The organism is Streptomyces sp. GQ60 (assembly GCF_059758875.1).
The window spans coordinates 456,741-475,795 of record NZ_JCAXEG010000004.1 but is presented as its reverse complement, the minus strand read 5'-3'; the positions used below and the strand labels follow the sequence as shown (position 1 = coordinate 475,795).

The following is a 19,055-nucleotide window of genomic DNA, read 5'->3' as shown; positions in this document are numbered from 1 at the left end:
AGCGCGGGGTGCGCGGCGTGTCCGGTGGTGGCCCGGGCGGCCGTGCCGTCGGCCCGCGCCACCACCGCGACCTGGGCCCATTCCAGGGCGGGCGGGTCCGGCCAGCGCGCGGTGAGCCGCACCCGCTGGCCGGGCAGCAGCTCGGCGGGCAGCCCGGTGAGGGGGAGGGAGATGAGGCCCCGGCCGAGCGCCCCGGAGGCGGTCAGGGTGGCGCGGGGGCGCAGGGTGACGTTGCCGAGGTTGTGGAGCGTGTACGAGACCTCCGCGCCGGCGGCGCCGCGGCGGTCGGTGCGCAGGTCCTCGACGGCCAGGGCGGGGGCGGTGGGGCCGGTGACCCGGAGGTAGAGGCGGGCGGCGACGGCCTGCTGCACGCCCATGCCGCGCACCGCGGTGCCGGCGGGCCGGTCCTCCAGGGCGACGACGGCTCCGGGGTGGTCCCCCGGCTCGGCCCGGTCGGGGACGGTGAGGGTGAAGCCGACGTCGACCGCGGTCTTCGCCGGGACGGTGATCCGCTCCCGGGCCAGCACCGTCCAGGCGGCGGTGGCGGTGCGCGGCTCCTCGGGCGCGCGCAGGGCGAAGCCGCCGTCGCGGGCGGTGTTGTAGGCGTCCGCGGCGTAGAGGCGGAAGGTGCGGGGCCGGTCGGTGCGGTTGGCGATGGTGACGGAGTCGGTGACGGCCTGGCCGGGGGCGGCCGCGAGGTAGAAGTAGGGCCGCTGTCCGAGCGTGTTGGCGGCGGGCAGGACGGACCACTGCCCGTTGTCCGCGGCGGCGGCGGGTCCGGCTCCGCCGAGCAGCCCGATCCCGGCCGTCACGGCGGCGACCGCGGCCGTGGCCAGGCCCCGCCGCACCCGTGCGGCCAGCGCCGCTGCCGGGGACCCGCCCCCGGCCCCCCGCTCCTCAAACGCCGGAGGGGCTGGGTTTGCCCGCGGCGTCGTCCGAATCCAGCCTCGCCGGCGTTCGAGGCGCGGGGTCTGGGGCGGAGCCCCAGGGGGTCCGGGCGCGACCCGGCTGGGGGTCCCCCCGGACGGAGTCCGGGGGATGGGCGAAGGGCGGGTCGGGGACTTCGCCCCGCGCAGCGGCACGGTCGCGGCGGAATGGCCGGGCCGGGTCACGACAACGTCAGGGTGAGCACCGCCGTGTAGGCGCCCGGCGGGGTGTACGGGGGCACCTGGAGGGTGACGGCCGCGTCGACGGTGAAGGTGCCGCCGACCAGGGCGGCGTCACCGGTGGAGGCCAGCACCGCGCCGTCCGGCCCGACCGTGCCCGCACTGCCCGGCGTGCACGCGCTGTGGCTGCCGGGCGCGGCCGTGCACGCCGGGGTCCAGTTCAGGGAGGCGCCGGGGATGCGGACCCCGCCGGAGCCCGTGAAATCGGTGACCTTGCCGATCAGGGACCACCCGGCCGGCCCGCCTCGGGCGTCCTTGACGGTGACGGTGCCGATCCGGCCGGCCGCCGCGCCGCCGTCCCCGTACGGCACCGCGGCCAGGGTCACGGCGTCGCCCTCCTGGGTCATCCCGAGTTCGCCCGGCTCCACGACCGCCGTCACCGTCTGGCTGCCCGGCGGCAGCGGGGCGGCGGCGATCACCGTGTACGCGGACGGACCGGAGCCCCGCTCCGGAGTCCAGGCAGCGCCCTCGTAGGCCACGACGGCGCTGGTCGCCCGGTCCGTGACCAGCAGCTCCGTGAGGACCACGCCGAGCTCGTCGGCCTTGGCGGTGACCCGGTCGGCGGTCTCGGCCGTACCGGCGCGGCCGGCCACGGTGACCTCCGCGCCGGGGGCGAAGCCGGCTCCGGTGACCTTGACCCCGGCGCCCGGGGCTCCCGCGGCCGTACCGAGCGCGACGGCGCGCAGGTTGGCCGTCGGCAGCGGGCTCGCGGTGATCCGCTGGGCGACCGGCCCGGCCGGGGAGGGCGACGGGGACGGAGCCGGGGACGCGGAGGCGGACGGGGGCACCGGCGACGGATCCGCGGAGGCGGACGCGGAGGCGGACGCGGAGGGCTGCGCGGACGGGTCCGGTGCCGGTCCCGGCGGCACGCTCCCGGAGGCGGCGGCGCAGACGGTGTCGAGTTCGAGCAGGTGGCCCGTGTGCAGGGTGTAGCCGCCCGGGGCCAGGGTGATCTCGCCGGGAGCGGTGACGGTGAAGGTGCCGGTCATGGTGACGGCGGGCAGCGCCCCGCCCGCCTCGACGGGATCGTTGCGCTTGGCCCCGACGACCGTGACCTCGCCCTGCTGCACGCCCCCGAGCACGATCCGCCCGGTCGGGGTGAGGACGTCTGCGGGCAGGCCGACCGCGAGCGGGTTCACGGCGGGGGTCCGGGTCACCTGATAGGTGACGGTGACGGTGTCGCCCACGCGCGGCGCGGGGTCGTCGACGGTGATCCGGGCGGTGGTGGGCCCGTCGGCCGGCGGCAGTCCGGCTTCCTGCGGCGGCAGACAGTGCGTGGGGAACTCGACCTGCCCGGGAGGGGTCTCCCCCTCCGCGGCGGCGGGCGCGCTCAGCGCGCCCCCGGTCGCGGCCGCCAGGACCGCCATGCCGACGGCCGCCGACCACCCTCTGTGCCGTGCCGCCGCCCGCGCCGCCGTCCGCGCCGTCGTCCCCGCCGAAGTCCGCACTGACCGCCCCCTGGGATCCCGTACCCCGCCAGGGGGCCATTCACGAGCGGGCGGGGGGATAAGTCAATGCACGGACCCGGCAGCAACTGATGTCCCATCAGGAGATGGCAGGGTGGCACCCGGTGCGGCTTCCCGGAACGTCCGCCGGTAGGCCGTCGGGCTCACGCCGAGCGCCGTCTGTACGTGTTTGCGCAGGGACTGCGCGGTCCCGAAGCCCGCCTCCCTGGCCACGTGTTCCATCGGCAGGTCGGTCTGTTCCAGCAGCGCCCTGGCCCGCTCCACCCGCTGCCCGACGATCCATTCGCCCGGGCTGAGCCCCGACTCCTCGCGGAACCTGCGCGTGAAGGTCCGTACCGACATCGCCTCCTGCCGGGCCAGGTCGGTCAGCCGCAGCGGTTCGTGCAGCCGGTCGAGCACCCAGGCGCGGGCCGCGGTGGTGGCCGACCGCTGCGGCTGCGGCACCGGGCGCTCGATGAACTGGGCCTGCCCGCCCTCGCGGTGCGGCGGTACGACGGTGCGCCGGGCCACGTCGTTGGCGACGGCCGCGCCGTGGTCCCGGCGCACGATGTGCAGGCACAGGTCGATCCCGGCGGCGACTCCGGCGGAGGTGAGCACGTCCCCGTCGTCGGTGTAGAGCACGCCCGGGTCGACCAGTACGGCCGGGAAGGTCCGCTGGAAGTGCTCGGCGGCGGACCAGTGGGTGGTGGCCCGGCGGCCGTCCAGGTACCCGGCCGCGGCCAGGACGTATCCGCCCGTGCAGATGGAGACGAGCCGGGTGCCGGGCCTGATGTGGGCGAGGGCGGCGGCGAGTTCGGGGGTGAGCCGGCCCTCGTCGTGGACCGGGCCCAGCTCGTAGGAGGCGGGGACCACCACCGTGTGGGCCGTGGCCAGCAGTTCGGGACCGTGCTCGACGTGGACGTCGAAGTCGGCGTCCGTGGACACCCTGCCGGGAGCGAGCCCGCAGGTGAGGATCTCGTACAGCGGCCGCCCGGCGGAATCCTTCGCCCGCCCGAAGATCCGGTGCGGGATCCCGAGCTCGAAGGGCAGCAGCCCGGCGAGGGCGAGTACGACGACACGGTGCGCGCGAGTCTCCATGGCCCGATCATATCGAAGGGTGTCAGTCAGGCCACTGTCGTACGGGGCCCCGGCGGCCGGAAACTATCGGCGTGACGCAGACAGACCCGGGCCCCGGCCCCTCCCCCGCACCGATGCCCGCCTCCGGCCGGGCAGCCGGCCCCTTCGCCGGCCCCGACGCCGCCGACGGCGTACCGCCGCGGCGGCCGCACCGCGTCCACCGCGTCCACCGCGTCCACCGCGCCTGGTTCGTCGCGGCCGTCGCCTTCGTGACGATCATCGGCGCCGCCGGCTTCGCCTCGCTCCCCGGTCTGCTCATCGAGCCGCTGCACGCGGAGTTCGACTGGTCGCGCGGCACGATCGGCCTCGCCGTCTCCGTGAACCTCGCGCTGTACGGGCTCACCGCGCCGTTCGCCGCCGCGCTGATGGACCGCTTCGGCATCCGCAGGGTCGTCGCCCTCGCGCTGACCGTCATAGCCGGCGGCTCGATGGCCACGGTGTGGATGACCGCCTCCTGGCAACTGGTCCTGTACTGGGGCGTTCTGGTCGGGCTGGGCAGCGGCTCGATGGCGCTGGCCTTCGCCGCGACGGTGACCAACCGCTGGTTCACCGCCCGGCGCGGGCTGGTCACCGGCATCCTGACCGCCGCCGGGGCCTCAGGCCAGCTGGTCTTCCTGCCGCTGCTGGCCTGGCTCGTCGAGAACCACGGCTGGCGCCCGGCGGCGGTCACCGTCTCGTTGGCGGCCCTGGCCGTCGTGCCCTTCGTCTGGCTGCTGCTGCGCGACCACCCCGCGGACGTCGGGACGACCCCGTACGGAGGCGAGTACACCGCCAAGCCGGCACCCGTCCCCGGCGCCGCCCGCCGGGCCGTGGGCGTCCTGCTCAAGGCGGCCCGTACCGGCCCCTTCTGGCTGCTGGCGGGCACCTTCGCGATCTGCGGGGCCTCCACCAACGGGCTGGTGAAGACCCACTTCGTCCCGGCGGCCCACGACCACGGCATGCCGGTGACGGCGGCGGCCGGGCTCCTCGCCGTGATCGGCGTGTTCGACGTGATCGGCACGGTGTTCTCCGGCTGGCTGACGGACCGCTTCGAATCGCGCCGCCTCCTCGCCGTCTACTACGCCCTGCGCGGGATCTCGCTGCTCTTCCTCCCCATGCTGCTGGCCCCGGCCGTGCGCCCGCCGATGGTGTTCTTCATCGTCTTCTACGGCCTGGACTGGGTCGCGACGGTCCCGCCGACCATCGCCCTGTGCCGCGAGCACTACGGCGAGGACGGCGCCATCGTCTTCGGCTGGGTCCTGGCCTCGCACCAGATCGGCGCGGCGGCGGTGGCCTTCCTCGGCGGCCTGGCCCGCGACGCCTTCGGCTCCTACGACACCGTCTGGTACGCGTCGGGCGCCCTGTGCGCGATGGCCGCCCTGATGGCGATGGTCATCCGCCGCCGGACCCCTGCCGACGCCGTCGCGACCTGACGGCCCGCGCGGGACGCCGAAGTGTGCACGGGGCTGTACCTCGCCGTGCACGGGGGCCGGGACGGCACGGTGCGCATGCTGCTCGCGGCGGGCGCGGAGCCCGAGCAGCTCACGGGCCTCTACGAGGAGGACCTGCCGCTGGTCCAGGCGGCCTCCGAAGGCCACAGCTCCATCGTCCGGCAGCTGCTCGCAGCAGGCGCCGGAGCCGACCGTCCAACGGGCTGCGCGCCGCCCCGCCGGGCAGGGCCGCCTTCCAGGGGCACACGGACATCGCCCGGGTCCTGCTGGAGCACGGAGCGGATCCGCACCTCCGCCGGCGGGACAGGACCCGCTGCAATGGGCGGAACACCGGGGGCGCACCGAAACCGCCGAGTTCCTGCGCACCTGGGCCGCCGGGCCGGGCAGCCCGGCGGCTACGGCTTAGGTCGCCTCATTCGTCGCCCGGGCGCCGGCCGAGCGGCGGGCAGGCCGGGCGGGACGCGGGCTGCCGGGCCGCGACCGGACCCCTCCCGCCCGCATCCCCCGGCAAGGGCTACGCGCCCGCCGGAGTGGTCGACTTCAGGCTGCCGTCCGGGCCCGCCAGGAGGACCGGGGTGTCCGGGCCGCCGAGGTCACGGACCGCCGCGCGGTCGGCGTCGGAGGGGGCCTGCGCCGCGCTGACGACGGCCGCCGCCTCCAGGGACTGCGCCCCGCTGGCCACCGCCATCGCGACGGCCGTCTGGAGCGCGCTCAGCTTCAGGGAGTCCAGCGCCACGGTTCCGGCGACGTACGTACGGCCGGTCTCGTCCCGGACCGCCGCCCCCTCGGGCACGCCGTTGCGGGCCCGGGCGCTGCGCGCCAAGGTGATGATCTTGGTGTCTTCGGGGTCGATCCCGGTGCTGTCGGTCATGGTCCGAAGCATATGGAGCGCGTCGGCGGGGCCGCACGACGACCCCGCCGACGCGCTCTCCCCTCCGCCCCCGGGTCCCCCCGGGATCTTGGTGGCGCAGGGATAAAACTAAGCGCTGCGTAAGGGGATCCACGTCCCCGAAGGTCCCGTGATCCATGACCTTCGACCCGATGCCCGTTCCGGTTTCCGGTCCGGTCCCGGTCGGCCCGATGCCGCTACGGCCGGTCGAGCCGCAGCCGCTCCGCCCGCGGCAGACCCGCGACCACCAGGTCGTACGAGTCCTCGACCAGCTCCCGGACCAGCGCGTCGGGCAGCGCCCCCGGCCCGCCCGCGGTCACCGTGTTCCAGTGCCGCTTGTTCATGTGCCAGCCCGGCACGACCGCCTCGTGCTCCGCCCGCAGCGCCAGCGCCTGCTCCGGGTCGCACTTGAGGTTGGCCTTCAGCGGTTCGGCGTCCAGCGCGCTCAGCGCGAACACCTTCCCCCGCACCTTGAACACCGAGATCTCCGGGGTGAAGGGGAACTCCTCCACCGCCGCGTTGAACCCCAGACAGAAGTCGCGCAGCTCCGCCGGTGTCACTCCGTGTCCCCTTCCTGGCCCTCCACCGGAGCCACCGGCTCCACCAACACCGTCACGATCTTGTTCCGCCGTCCCGCCGGGGACTCCGCCGTCAGCCGCAGCGGCCGTCCGTCCGGCAGGTCCACCACCGCCGAGGCGCCGGCGATCGGCACCCGGCCCAGCGCCTTGGCGAGCAGTCCGCCGACCGTCTCCACGTCCTCGTCGTCGAAGGCGTCCACCTTGAACAGTTCACCGAGGTCGGTGATGTCCAGCCGCGCGGTGACCCGGTAGCGGTCCCCGCCCAGCTCCTCCACCGGCGGGATCTCCCGGTCGTACTCGTCGGTGATCTCGCCGACGATCTCCTCCAGGATGTCCTCGATGGTGACGATGCCGGCGGTGCCGCCGTACTCGTCGATGACGACCGCCACGTGGTTGCGCACCGACTGCATCTCGCGCAGCAGGTCGCCCGCGTTCTTGGTGTCCGGCACGAAGACCGCGGGCCTTATCGCCGTGGACACCAGGTCGCTCTCCGCGTCCCGGCTGATGTGCGTCTTGCGGACCAGGTCCTTCAGGTACACGATGCCGACGATGTCGTCCTCGTTCTCCCCGGTCACCGGAATGCGCGAGAAGCCGGACCGCAGCGCGAGCGTGGTCGCCTGACGGACCGTCTTGTACCGCTCGATGCAGACCAGGTCGGTGCGCGGCACCATGACCTCGCGCACGAGCGTGTCGCCCAGCTCGAAGACCTGGTGCACCATCCGGCGCTCGTCGTCCTCGATCAGCGATTCCTTCTCCGCCAGGTCGACCATCGCGCGCAGCTCCGCCTCGGAGGCGAAGGGGCCCTTGCGGAATCCCTTGCCGGGCGTGAGCGCGTTGCCGAGGAGGATCAGCAGTTGCGGGACCGGCCCCATGATCCGGGCGAGCGGTACGAGGACGTAGGACGCGGCCGTCGCCGTGTTCAGCGGGTGCTGCCGGCCGATGGTGCGCGGGGACACCCCGACCGCCACGTAGGACACGAGGACCATCACGGCGATGGCGACGAGCAGCGCGGTCCAGTTCTCCCCGAACTCGTCGAGGCAGACGTACGTGACGAACACGCCCGCCGCCATCTCGCAGGTGACCCGGACCAGCAGCGCGACATTGACGTAGCGGGTCGGGTCGCCCGCGACCTGGGCCAGCTTCGCGCTGCCGCGCCGGCCCTCCCGTACGGCCTGTTCGGCGCGGAAGGCGGAGATCCGGGCGATCCCGGACTCCGCGCACGCGGCGAACCAGGCCACCACGACCAGCAGGACGGCCCCGGTGATCAGCTGGACATCACCGGTCATGAGACGGTCGGAGCCGGGGACGGTCCGGTCACGCCGTTCTCGCCGCGCCAGCCGTCGACGATGGCCGCCTGGAGGCCGAACATCTCGGCCTTCTCGTCCGGCTCCTCGTGGTCGTACCCCAGCAGGTGCAGCACGCCGTGGACGGTCAGGAGCTGGAGCTCCTCGTCCATGGAGTGCTGCGTGGGCGCGTCCTCGCCCTGCTTCTTGGCGACCTCGGGGCAGAGCACGATGTCACCGAGGAGCCCCTGCGGGGGCTCCTCCTCGTCCTTCGACGGCGGACGCAGCTCGTCCATCGGGAAGGACATGACGTCGGTGGGTCCGGGCAGGTCCATCCACTGGATGTGGAGCTGCTCCATCGCGTCCTCGTCCACGACGATGACGGAGAGTTCCGAGAGGGGGTGGATCCGCATCCGGGCGAGCGCGTAGCGGGCGATGTCGAGGATCGCCCGCTCGTCGACCTCGGTTCCGGACTCGTTGTTGACGTCGATCGACATGGTGCGCTGATTTCTACTTCCGCTGGAAGCCGTTCCGCGACTGCTTCGCGTCCTGGCCGTCGTCGTACTTCTCGTACGCGTCGACGATACGGCCGACCAGCTTGTGCCGGACGACATCCTCGGACGTGAGCCGCGAGAACGCGATGTCCGGCACCCCTTCGAGGATGTCCTGCACCTGCCGCAGACCGCTCTTGGCGCCACCCGGCAGGTCGACCTGCGTCACGTCACCGGTGACGACGATCTTCGAGTCGAACCCGAGCCGGGTCAGGAACATCTTCATCTGCTCGGGTGTGGTGTTCTGCGCCTCGTCGAGCACCACGAAAGCCTCGTTGAGGGTGTTGTGCGTCAGCAGGTAGTCCTGCGTGACGTACAGCGAGTCCTCGGCGGCGACCTGGATGCACACCGCCTCTTCGCGGCCCGCGGGCTCGATGGAGTCGATGAAGCGCATCGGACGACCACCGCCGCCCGCCGCGTGGTACGCGTCCCGCTTACGGGTGAGGCGGAAGGGCTCGATGCCCTCGGGGAGGTGGATGTCGACGACGTGCGCGTCGTGCCGGTGGGCGGCAAGGGCTGTGCCCTGCTCGCGGCCTTCTGCCGCCCGGCGCCGGGTGTAGGCCACTCCGCCGAGGGACTGCACGAGGGCGATCACGTCGTCCCGCAGGAGAATCGACGTCGTGGAGTACTGGATCCGGCAGGTGCGGTCCTGCTGGGTGACGGGGCCGCCATCGGAGTCGAGCAGGCCCTGGAGCACCGCAAGGCGGACGTCCTCCGCGTTGAACAGGTAGTCGTCCGGCACGAACTTGGTGTGCGAACGGGTTCCCAGCAGGTCAAGTTCTCGCATGACCCTGGTGACGGGGTTCACCAGAGTGACCGCGTCGCCGGGTGACTCCACCCGGTTGAGGACATAGTCCGGACCGCCCCTGTGCCGTGCCGTGACACCGGGAAGCGCGGCCACCAGCGCATGGACGAGTTCCTCGTCCTCCGTGGCGAAGGAAGGCGTTGTCGAACCGGTGAGACACCCGTCGCCGAGCAGCAGACCCAGGGCGTACGGGTCCATGGGGACCGCACGCTCGGGGAAGGCGACGGGCGCGGTCAGCATCGGCAGCTCGTAACGGCGAGCGTGCGCAGCTCGCAGGTTGCCGATCATCTCCTGGGTCTCCAGGACCCTCCACGGCTTGTCGTGGCGCTTGTCGTCGCGCGTTCTGACAGTCCACAGGTGCTCGCCACAGCACAGGGTCCAGGCGCCGTCCTGGGCCGTGAGGCGGTAGATGTCCTTCTCGCCCTGCGGGTAGACGCCGAGGACCGGCGTCGGCTCGCCGTTCGATCCGACGACGAGGTCCCCGACCTGAAGGTCCCCGATGGGGCGCCAGCCGTCCGGCGTCAAAACGTTCGTGAAGACGGGCATCGCACGCCCACGCATATATGCCAGCGGCGCCACCTCGATCGTGCCCGCCGCCATCAGCCGCGGGATCGAGTCCGGGTCGATCATGTCGTGCAGGGCGTCGTAGAGCGGCCGGAGGTACGGGTCGATCTTGTCGAAGAGGGTGCCGGGGAGGAAGCCGAGGCGTTCGCCGGCCTCCACCGCCGGGCGGGTCAGGATGATCCGGCTGACCTGCTTGGACTGCAGGGCCTGGACCGCCTTGGCCATGGCGAGGTAGGTCTTGCCGGTACCGGCGGGGCCGATGCCGAAGACGATCGTGTGCTTGTCGATCGCGTCGACGTACCGCTTCTGGTTGAGCGTCTTGGGGCGGATGGTGCGGCCGCGGCTGGAGAGGATGTTCTGGGTGAGCACCTCGGCGGGCGTCTCGTCCGGGCCCCCGCCGTTGCTGCTCGACTTGAGCATGGCGATCGAGCGTTCCACTGCGTCCTCCGTCATCGGCTGCCCGGTGCGGAGCACCAGCATCATCTCGTCGAACAGGCGCTGGATCAGAGCGACTTCCGCCGCCGCGCCGACCGCGCTGACCTGATTGCCCCGAACATGGATGTCGGCCCTCGGGAAGGCCTTCTCGATCACGCGCAACAGGGCGTCGCCCGAGCCGAGGACGGACACCATCGGGTGGGTCGCCGGTACGGAGAAGTGGGCGCGGGCCTGTCCCGGCGCGAGGATCTTGGCTGTCGGTGTCTGAGTCATGGGCCGGCACTGTGGCCTGCGCATACCTCCCACTGAGGGGCCGCGCCGATCGACGGCCACCGGACTTCCAAGCCTACGTCGCCGTCCCGGCATCCCCGAGGGGTTTTACGGGGTCCCTTGTGGGGCCGCCCGGGGCGCGGGCGCCGGGCCGGGGGCGCGGCCCCGCACGCCCCCGTCGGCATTCCCCGGCCGGACAGGCCCTACGCCGACTGGCGGAAGCCGATCGTCGGGACCGCCCGGCGGCGGCTGGCCGGGGCCGCGGCCCGCGGGACCAGGTCGTCCAGGAAGCCGTACCGCCCGCGCAGGGCCTCCGGGGCGGAGCGCCACCAGTGGGCCACCTCGGGCCAGCCGGGGGCCGAGAGGGAGCCGCCGAACTCCTGCACCGACAGGGCGGCCGTCAGGGCCGCGAAGGCGAGCCGGTCCGCGAGGGGCCACTCGGCGAGGGTGCCGGTGAGGAAGCCCGCCACGTACACGTCGCCCGCGCCGGTCGGGTCCAGGGCGTCGACCGCGATCGCGGGGACCTCGGCCGTCTCCCCGGTCCGCCCGTCCACCGCGTACGAGCCCTCCGAGCCCATCGTCACCACCGCGATCGGCACCTTCTCGGCCAGCGCCCGGGCCGCCGCGCGCGGGCAGTCGGTGCGCGTGTAGGCCATCGCCTCTCCCGCGTTGGGCAGGAAGGCCTCGCAGTGCTCCAGGTCGGCCAGCGCCCCCAGGTCCCAGCGGCCGCTGTCGTCCCACCCGACGTCGGCGAAGACCCGGGCCCCGCGCCGGGCCGCCTCCGCGACCCAGGCCTCGCCGCCGCCCGCGCCGAGCGAGGCCACGGCCGCGCGGGCGCGGGGCGGGCACTGGGGGAACGGTCCGGGGCCCGCCGGGGGCGGGGCCTCGTGGCCGTGGGAGACCATCGTGCGCTCGCCCTCGTACGCCATCGAGACGGTGACGGGGCTGTGCCAGCCGGGTACGGTCCGTGACATCGACAGGTCGATGCCCTCGCCCTGTTCGAGCGCGTCCCAGCAGTACTCCCCGTAGTGGTCGTCCCCGAAGGCGGCGGCCAGGGAGGTGCGCAGGCCGAGCCGGGCGAGCGCGGTGGCCATGTTGGCGACCCCGCCGGGGCTGGAGCCCATGCCGCGCGCCCAGGACTCCGTGCCCCGCACGGGGGCCGAGTCGAGGCCGGTGAAGATGATGTCGAGGAAGACCGTGCCCGTCAGGAAGACGTCGCAGCCCGGTTCTTGGGGGTCGCGCAGCGGCCCGAGCGGGTCCACGGCGGAGTCGAGGCTGTCCCGGCTGCTGCGACTGGTCACGATGCACTCCCCGTTCGGTTCGGCGCGCTTGGTGAATCTTGGCGGGTCGTTTCTTCAATGGGCTCAACCCAGGTCCGCCGCCAGGCCCTCCCTCCCGGGCGGGCCCGGAATACAGTGTGACGCAGATCACCGCCCGAACGCCCTTCTCGGAAGATCGGGCCGCTTGATAGATATGAGCCCCGCGCTCTTGCGGAATCTCACGCTCCACCTGCACCACCTGGAACACCCCGTGCCCGACCGCACCCCCGCGCCGCCCGCCGCCTGGCCGCTCGTCGCACTCTTCACCTCCGGCTACGCCGCCCCGTACCTGCTGCCGACCGTCGTCGGCCGGCTCGACGCGCACCTCCCCCTGAGCCCCGCGCAGGCCGGGCTGATCGGCTCGGTCCTGCTGCTCGGCTCGGCCACCGCGGGATTCACCCTCGCCTCCCGCATCCCGCGCCGCGGGCCGCGTCCGCTGGCCCGGCTCGGGCTGCTGCTCGCCGTCCTCGGGTACGGCACCGCGGCCGCCACCGCGCAGCTCCCCCTCGTCATCGCGGGCGCCGTCCTCGGCGGCTTCGGCTCGGGCACGGCCACCGCCGTGGCCGCGTCCGGGATCGCGGCGCAGCACGACCCGCACCGGACCTCGGCGCTGGGGCTGCTGTCGGTGTCGGCGACGGCCGGGACCCTGTACCTGACCCTGCCCCGGCTGGGCGGCGGGCACGGGCTCCCGTTCGCGGCGATCGCCCTGGTCGCGCTGGTGTGCTGGCCGGCGACGGGCCGCCTCGACGGGGCCGACCGCACGGAGCCCGCGGACGGTGCCGGCCCAGCCGTACGGGTATCCGGACGGCTGCCGTACCCGCGCGCCGGGATGGTGCTCGCCGGGGCCCTGATGCTGTGGTCGCTGGCCCAGAACGCCCTGTGGGGCGTCAGCGGCCGCATCGGCGCGCAGCAGGCGGGCCTGTCCGAGGTCACCCTCGGGATGGTCTTCGCGGCCGCGCTCGGCGCCGGGCTGCTCGGGGTCACGGCCGCCTCCGCGCTCGGGGCACGGCTCGGGCGGGCGGTCCCGGTGGGGGTGGGCACGGCTCTGATCGCATGCTGCGTGGTGCTGGCCTCGCACGCCCGGGACCTGGGCTCCTTCGCGGCCGGGGAGATCCTGTGGAACGCGGTCTACCCCGTCGTGCTCTCCTACGCCATCGGCCTGGCCGCCGCCCTCGACCCGCGCGGGCGCTGGGCCGTCCTGGTCGGTTCCGCGTCCTCGCTCGGCGTGGCCTGCGGGCCCGTCACCGGGAGCCTGCTCGCCGAGGGGGTCGGGTTCCCCGGCATGGGCCTGGTCCTCGGGGGCCTGCTGCTGGCGGTGGCCGGCCCGATGGCCGCGGTCGCCCTGCACGTCGGCGGACGCCCGCTGACCCCCGGCTCGGTGCGCCGGCGCGGCGGTGCCCCGGCGGCCGTGCTCGCCGCCGGAGCCGGGACGCCGGCCGGCTCGGTGCCGAGGGTCGGCGCGCAGGAACTGGAGGTCGTGGAGCTCGCTCGGCTCCCGGCCCGCCCGCTGCGCCTGCCCCCGCTCCGGGTGCTGCTGCTCTCCCCGGCGGCGGCCCGCCGCGGCCGGGACCGCGCCCGCCGACGGATCCGCACCGGCGTCTAGACGGCCCAGGCCGTGGGCGGGTTCCGCTATCCGGCCCGCTTGGGCACGGGGACCCGTACCAGGTCGGCCGCGATCGTCAGCTCGCCTTCGAAGCCGGCCGCGCGGGCCTGGCGTTCGAACTCGTACGGGTCGGTGTAGCGCTGCGAGAAGTGCGTCAGCACGAGGTGCCGCACGCCGCCGTCGCGGGCCACCCGGGCGGCCTGCCCGGCGGTGAGGTGCCCGTGGTCGGTGGCCAGCTGCACGTCCTCGTCGAGGAAGGTCGACTCGATCACGAGCATGTCGCAGCCCGCCGCGAGCACCTCGACGCCCTCGCAGAGCCGGGTGTCCATGACGAAGGCGAACCGCTGTCCGGCGCGCGCCTCGCTGACCTCGTCGAGGGTGACCCCGCCGAGGCTGCCCTCGCGCTGGATCCGGCCCACGTCCGGCCCCTTGATCCCGTGGAGCGCGAGGAGTTCGGGCCGTATCCGGCGGCCGTCGGGCTCCGTGACCCGGTAGCCGAAGGACTCCACCGGGTGCGAGAGCCGTACGGCGTCCAGGGTGTAAGCGCCCGCGCGCGCCAGGATCCCGTCCTCGGCCACCGGCTCCTCGGCGAGCCGCACGGTCTCGCGGTAGGCCGTGGCGTACCGCAGCCGGTCGAAGAACTTCTGCCCGGAGGCCGGGTAGTGGGCGGTGACGGGGTGCGGGACCCGGTCGAGGTTGATCCGCTGGATGACCCCGGCCAATCCGAGGCTGTGGTCCCCGTGGAAGTGGGTGACGCAGATCCGGTTGATGTCGTGCGCGGCCACCCCGGCGCGGAGCATCTGGCGCTGAGTGCCCTCGCCGGGATCGAAGAGGATGCCCTCGCCGTCCCAGCGCAGCAGGTAGCCGTTGTGGTTGCGGTGGCGGGTGGGCACCTGGCTGGCGGTGCCGAGCACCACGAGTTCTCGTACGGACACGGTTTATCCCGGGGGCCATTCGAAGCCGCGGCCGCCGAGGACGTGCGCGTGGGCGTGGAAGACGACCTGGCCGGCGCCCGCGCCGGTGTTGAAGACGAGCCGGTAGCCGCGGTCGGCGAGCCCCTCGTCGGCCGCGACGCGGCCGGCCTCGCTCAGGACGTCGGCGGCGAGCCCGGGTTCCGCGGCCGCGAGGGAGGCGGCGTCGGGGTAGTGCGCCTTCGGGATGACGAGGACGTGGGTGGGCGCCTGCGGGTTGATGTCGCGGAAGGCGACGGTCGTGTCCGTCTCCCGGACGACCGTCGCGGGGACGGTGCCCGCAGCGATCTTGCAGAACAGGCAGTCGGCCTGCGGTTCCCCGGCCATGTGCTGAGCCCTTCGTGACGGGTGATCGGTTCCGGCATCGTATCCACCGCCGCCCGCCGGACCGGTCAGGGCCGTCGGCCCGTCAGGACCAGCGGCCCGTCCTCGCCAGCAGGACGGCCGCCGCGGCCGTGCCCGCCGTGGAGGTGCGCAGGACCGAGGGGCCCAGCCGGTACGGGTGGGCCCCGGCCGCGGCGAAGGCGGCGAGCTCGTCCGGGGAGACCCCGCCCTCGGGTCCGACGACCAGGACGATCGAGCCGCCGGCGGGCAGGTCCGCGGTGGCCAGTGCGGCCGAGGGGGCGTCCCGGTCCTCGTGCAGGACCACCGCGAGGTCGGCCCCGGCGAGCAGGGTCGCGACCTGCTTGGTCGACAGCGCCTCCTCGACCTCGGGGAAGCGGACGCGGCGGGACTGCTTGCCCGACTCCCGGGCGGTGGCCCGCCACTTCGCGAGGGATTTGGCTCCCCGGTCGCCGCGCCACTGGGTGATGCAGCGCGAGGCCTGCCAGGGCACGATCACGTCGACGCCGGTCTCCGTCATGGTCTCGACGGCGACCTCGCCCCGGTCGCCCTTGGGCAGGGCCTGGACGACGGTGATCCGGACGGCCGGCTCCGCCTCTTCGTGGACCGCGGACACGGAGACGACGAGGCGGTCCTTGCCCTCGGCGGCCGTCACGACGGCCTCGGCCCAGTCGCCCCGGCCGTCGGTCAGCACGAGGGCTTCGCCGGGGGCCAGCCGCTTCACGGAGACCGCGTGGCGGCCTTCGGGACCGTCCAGGACGAACTCCGGCCCCGCGGGAACCTTTTCGACCACGAACACCGGGGCGGTCATGACGCACTCCTCATCTGCATTGTCTTCAACACGTGCTGGGCCGCGCCGAGTTCCGACGCGAGCACCTCCACCAGCTCCCCGGCCGGCAGGGCCCGCGCCAGCCGGTGCCCCTGGCCCGCCCACAGGGCCATGCCCTGCGGATCGCCGGCCGCGGCGGCGGCCTTGCGCAGCGGCGCGGTCAGGTGGTGGACCTGCGGGTACGCGGCCGGGGCGTACGGGCCGTGCTCGCGCATGAACCGGTTGACCAGCCCGCGGGCCGGCCGCCCCGAGAAGGCCCGGGTGAGCTCGGTCCGGACGAACAGCGGGTCGGTCAGCGCCTCCTTGTGCAGGGGGTGCGCGCCGGACTCCGGGCAGGCCAGGAAGGCCGTGCCGAGCTGCGCGGCCTCCGCGCCCGCGGCGAGCAGCGCGGCGATCTGCGAGCCGCGCATCAGGCCGCCCGCCGCGATGATGGGGAGGACCACGGCCTCGCGCACCTGTGCGACGAGCGCGAGCAGGCCGACTCCGGCCGTGCCGTCGCCCTGCGGGTCGTCGCGGTGGGTGCCCTGGTGGCCGCCCGCCTCCATGCCCTGGACGCAGACGGCGTCGGCGCCGGCCGCCTGTGCGGCGCGGGCCTCCTCGACGGAGGTGACGGTGGCGATCGTGTACGTACCGGCCTTGCGCAGGCAGGCGAAGGCCGCGGGCGAGGGCAGTCCGAAGGTGAACGAGACCACGGGTACCGGGTCTTCGATGAGAATGGCCAGTTTGGCGTCGTAGCCGTCGTCGCAGGTGCCGATGATGTCCTCGTCGGCGAGGGAGATCTCGTACCAGGAGGCCTCACTGGCGAGGTGCCCGCGGTAGGCCTCCACGAGCGCCGGGTCCACCTGGGAGGTCTGCGGCAGGAAGAGGTTCACGCCGAAGGGGCGGCGGGTGAGCGCGCGCAGCCGCTTGATCTCCTGGTACATGCCGTCGGCGGTCTTGTAGCCGCCGGCGAGGAAGCCCAGTCCGCCCGCTTCGCACACGGCGGCCGCGAGCGGCGGGCAGGACGCGCCGCCCGCCATGGGCGCCTGCACGATCGGGTACGCGAAGAGACCGTTCGGTGCGGAGGACATGAGCTGCATCGTGCCATGTCCCGCTCACCGGACCGAATCACGGCATTCGCCTGGCATAGTCCCCTTCACCGGGGTGCCCGAATACCGCCGCCGCCCTGCCGTCCGCCATGCGGCGAGCCCGGTCCGGGGCATCCCCGGACCGGGCTCGCAGGTGTTCTCGTACGCTGCCCGTACGCTGTTCCGCGCGCGGCTCAGCGCCCGTTGAAGGCGTCCTTCAGGCGGCTGAACAGGCCTTGCTGGCCCGGCGCGAACTGGCCGAGCGGTCGCTCCTCGCCGCGCAGCTTGGCCAGCTGGCGCAGCAGGTCTTCCTGCGCCGGGTCCAGCTTGTTCGGCGTGGTGACCTCGACGTGGACGATCAGGTCGCCCCGGCCGCCGCCGCGCAGGTGCGTGACGCCCCGGCCGTGCAGGGGGATCGCCTGGCCGGACTGGGTGCCGGGCCGGATGTCGATCTCCTCCAGGCCGTCCAGGGTCTCCAGCGGGCACTTGGTGCCCAGGGCCGCCGCGGTCATCGGGATCGTGACCGTGCAGTGCAGGTCGTCTCCGCGCCGCTGGAAGGTCGGGTGCGGCAGCTCGTGGATCTCCACGTACAGGTCGCCGGCGGGGCCGCCGCCGGGGCCGACCTCGCCTTCGCCCGCGAGCTGGATCCGGGTGCCGTTCTCGACGCCCGCCGGGATCTTGACGGTGAGGCTGCGGCGGGAGCGGACCCGGCCGTCGCCCGCGCACTCGGGGCACGGGGTCGGGACCACGGTGCCGAAGCCCTGGCACTGCGGGCAGGGCCGCGAGGTCATGACCTGACCGAGGAAGGACCGGGTGACCTGCGAGACCTCACCGCGGCCGCGGCACATGTCGCAGGTCTGCGCCGAGGTGCCGGGGGCGGCGCCCTCGCCGGAGCAGGTGGTGCAGACGACGGCCGTGTCGACTTGGATGTCCTTGGTCGTGCCGAAGGCGGCCTCGTCCAGTTCCAGGTCGAGGCGGATCATGGCGTCCTGGCCGCGGCGGGTCCGCGAGCGCGGTCCGCGCTGCGAGGACTGGCCGAAGAAGGCGTCCATGATGTCGGAGAAGTTGCCGAAGCCGCCCGCTCCGAAGCCGCCGGCTCCGCCGCCGCCCGAGGAGGACAGCGGGTCGCCGCCGAGGTCGAAGACCTGCTTCTTCTGCGGGTCCGAGAGGACCTCGTAGGCGGCGTTGATCTCCTTGAAGCGCTCTTGCGTCTTGGGATCGGGGTTCACATCCGGGTGCAGCTCGCGCGCGAGCCGCCGGAATGCCTTCTTGATCTCGTCCTGCGATGCGTCGCGGCGCACGCCGAGAACGGCGTAATAGTCCGTGGCCACTTACGACTCCGCCAGGATCTGTCCGACGTAACGTGCCACTGCGCGTACCGCTCCCATCGTTCCGGGGTAGTCCATGCGGGTCGGTCCGACCACGCCGAGTTTGGCGACTGCTTCGCCGCCCGAACCGTAGCCGACCGAGACGACGGACGTGGAGTTCAGTCCCTCGTAGGCGTTCTCGTGCCCGATCTTTACGGCCATTCCCGACTCACTGGCCTCGCCCAGCAGCTTGAGGAGCACGACCTGCTCCTCCAGCGCTTCGAGCACCGGCCTGATCGTCAGGGGAAAATCGTGTCCGAAGCGGGTGAGGTTGGCGGTGCCGCCGATCATCAGCCGCTCCTCCGCCTCCTCCACCAGCGTTTCGAGGAGGGTGTCGAGGACGGCTCGCACCGTCACCCGGTCCTCGTTCTCGAAGGATTCCGGAAGGTCCTGCACCAGCGGCGGCACGTCGGTGAACCGGCGGCCGACGACCCGGCTGTTGAGGCGGGCCCGCAGGTCCGCGAGCGAGGTGTCCGCGAAGGGTGCCTGGCAGTCGACGAGCCGCTGCTCGACCCGGCCGGTGTCCGTGATGAGGACGAGCATCAGGCGGGCCGGGGCCAGCGAGAGCAGTTCCACGTGCCGGACGGTGGACCGGGTCAGCGACGGGTACTGGACGACCGCGACCTGCCGGGTGAGCTGCGCGAGCAGCCGCACCGTACGGCCGACGACGTCGTCGAGGTCCACGGCCCCGTCGAGGAAGTTCTGGATGGCCCGCCGCTCGGGCGTCGACAGCGGTTTGACCCCCGCCAGCTTGTCGACGAAGAGGCGGTAGCCCTTGTCCGTGGGGATCCGGCCGGCGCTGGTGTGGGGCTGGGCGATGTAGCCCTCGTCCTCCAGCACGGCCATGTCGTTGCGCACGGTGGCGGGCGAGACGCCGAGCCGGTGCCGCTCGGTGAGCGCCTTGGAGCCGACCGGCTCCTCCGTCCCGACGTAGTCCTGGACGATGGCGCGCAGCACTTCGAGTCTGCGTTCGCTGAGCATCGCGCACACCTCCATCGTTTCCG

General features: G+C 73.7%; 16 protein-coding genes. 2 read left to right on the top strand and 14 right to left on the bottom strand.

Annotated elements, in window-relative coordinates; all coding sequences use genetic code 11:
- Window positions 1–1,108 precede the first annotated feature (1,108 nt).
- Together AC6CKD_RS13570 and AC6CKD_RS13565 are read right to left on the bottom strand one after the other, a co-directional pair.
- The gene (locus AC6CKD_RS13570; protein ID WP_498327411.1) at window positions 1,109–2,614 is read right to left on the bottom strand and encodes a WxL domain-containing protein; all 1,506 of its coding nucleotides are present in this window, start codon (window positions 2,612–2,614) and stop codon (window positions 1,109–1,111) included.
- Between the two features lie 63 nt (window positions 2,615–2,677).
- Window positions 2,678–3,709, bottom strand: a complete 1,032-nt coding sequence (locus tag AC6CKD_RS13565) for a GlxA family transcriptional regulator (RefSeq protein WP_498327409.1) — start codon at window positions 3,707–3,709, stop codon at window positions 2,678–2,680.
- A gap of 113 nt (window positions 3,710–3,822) precedes the next feature.
- On the opposite strand from AC6CKD_RS13565, the gene AC6CKD_RS13560 reads away from it, so the two are divergent.
- The gene (locus tag AC6CKD_RS13560) at window positions 3,823–5,160 is read left to right on the top strand and encodes an MFS transporter (RefSeq protein WP_498327582.1); all 1,338 of its coding nucleotides are present in this window, start codon (window positions 3,823–3,825) and stop codon (window positions 5,158–5,160) included.
- A 532-nt stretch (window positions 5,161–5,692) separates the two neighbouring features.
- Here the strand turns inward: AC6CKD_RS13560 and AC6CKD_RS13555 are convergent.
- The 6 genes from AC6CKD_RS13555 to AC6CKD_RS13530 form a co-directional block, all read right to left on the bottom strand.
- Window positions 5,693–6,049: a cytidine deaminase-like protein gene (locus AC6CKD_RS13555; RefSeq protein ID WP_498327407.1), complete on the bottom strand. Its 357-nt coding sequence runs from the start codon at window positions 6,047–6,049 to the stop codon at window positions 5,693–5,695.
- A 215-nt stretch (window positions 6,050–6,264) separates the two neighbouring features.
- Window positions 6,265–6,627 carry an MmcQ/YjbR family DNA-binding protein gene (locus AC6CKD_RS13550; protein ID WP_498327406.1) on the bottom strand — a complete coding sequence of 121 codons (363 nt, stop codon included), beginning with the start codon at window positions 6,625–6,627 and terminating at the stop codon, window positions 6,265–6,267.
- On the bottom strand, window positions 6,624–7,931 hold the full coding sequence (locus tag AC6CKD_RS13545; protein ID WP_498327405.1) for a hemolysin family protein: 1,308 nt from the start codon (window positions 7,929–7,931) through the stop codon (window positions 6,624–6,626). The genes AC6CKD_RS13550 and AC6CKD_RS13545 overlap by 4 nt, the downstream gene beginning before the upstream one ends.
- Window positions 7,928–8,425 (bottom strand): rRNA maturation RNase YbeY, encoded by a 498-nt coding sequence (gene ybeY / locus AC6CKD_RS13540; protein WP_250739423.1) that lies wholly within the window; start codon window positions 8,423–8,425, stop codon window positions 7,928–7,930. Before ybeY ends, AC6CKD_RS13545 begins: the two co-directional genes overlap by 4 nt.
- Window positions 8,426–8,438: 13 nt before the next feature.
- A complete protein-coding gene (locus AC6CKD_RS13535; RefSeq protein ID WP_498327403.1) occupies window positions 8,439–10,556 on the bottom strand; it encodes a PhoH family protein in 2,118 nt (705 codons plus the stop codon).
- Window positions 10,557–10,756: 200 nt separating this feature from the next.
- Window positions 10,757–11,854 (bottom strand): carbohydrate kinase family protein, encoded by a 1,098-nt coding sequence (locus tag AC6CKD_RS13530; RefSeq protein ID WP_498327402.1) that lies wholly within the window; start codon window positions 11,852–11,854, stop codon window positions 10,757–10,759.
- A 229-nt stretch (window positions 11,855–12,083) separates the two neighbouring features.
- On the opposite strand from AC6CKD_RS13530, the gene AC6CKD_RS13525 reads away from it, so the two are divergent.
- The gene (locus AC6CKD_RS13525; protein ID WP_498327581.1) at window positions 12,084–13,475 is read left to right on the top strand and encodes an MFS transporter; all 1,392 of its coding nucleotides are present in this window, start codon (window positions 12,084–12,086) and stop codon (window positions 13,473–13,475) included.
- Window positions 13,476–13,501: 26 nt separating this feature from the next.
- On the opposite strand, the gene AC6CKD_RS13520 is transcribed toward AC6CKD_RS13525, so the two are convergent.
- The 6 genes from AC6CKD_RS13520 to hrcA form a co-directional block, all read right to left on the bottom strand.
- Window positions 13,502–14,410: a ribonuclease Z gene (locus AC6CKD_RS13520; protein ID WP_498327401.1), complete on the bottom strand. Its 909-nt coding sequence runs from the start codon at window positions 14,408–14,410 to the stop codon at window positions 13,502–13,504.
- 3 nt (window positions 14,411–14,413) lie between these two features.
- A complete protein-coding gene (locus AC6CKD_RS13515) occupies window positions 14,414–14,773 on the bottom strand; it encodes a histidine triad nucleotide-binding protein (RefSeq protein WP_498327400.1) in 360 nt (119 codons plus the stop codon).
- Between the two features lie 82 nt (window positions 14,774–14,855).
- A complete protein-coding gene (locus AC6CKD_RS13510) occupies window positions 14,856–15,599 on the bottom strand; it encodes a 16S rRNA (uracil(1498)-N(3))-methyltransferase (protein WP_498327399.1) in 744 nt (247 codons plus the stop codon).
- Window positions 15,596–16,687 (bottom strand): nitronate monooxygenase, encoded by a 1,092-nt coding sequence (locus AC6CKD_RS13505; protein WP_498327397.1) that lies wholly within the window; start codon window positions 16,685–16,687, stop codon window positions 15,596–15,598. Before AC6CKD_RS13505 ends, AC6CKD_RS13510 begins: the two co-directional genes overlap by 4 nt.
- A gap of 191 nt (window positions 16,688–16,878) precedes the next feature.
- Window positions 16,879–18,015: a molecular chaperone DnaJ gene (gene dnaJ / locus AC6CKD_RS13500; RefSeq protein WP_498327395.1), complete on the bottom strand. Its 1,137-nt coding sequence runs from the start codon at window positions 18,013–18,015 to the stop codon at window positions 16,879–16,881.
- Entirely contained in the window at window positions 18,016–19,032 is a 1,017-nt protein-coding gene (hrcA, locus tag AC6CKD_RS13495; protein WP_498327394.1) for a heat-inducible transcriptional repressor HrcA, read from the bottom strand. It lies immediately after the preceding gene.
- Window positions 19,033–19,055 lie beyond the last annotated feature (23 nt).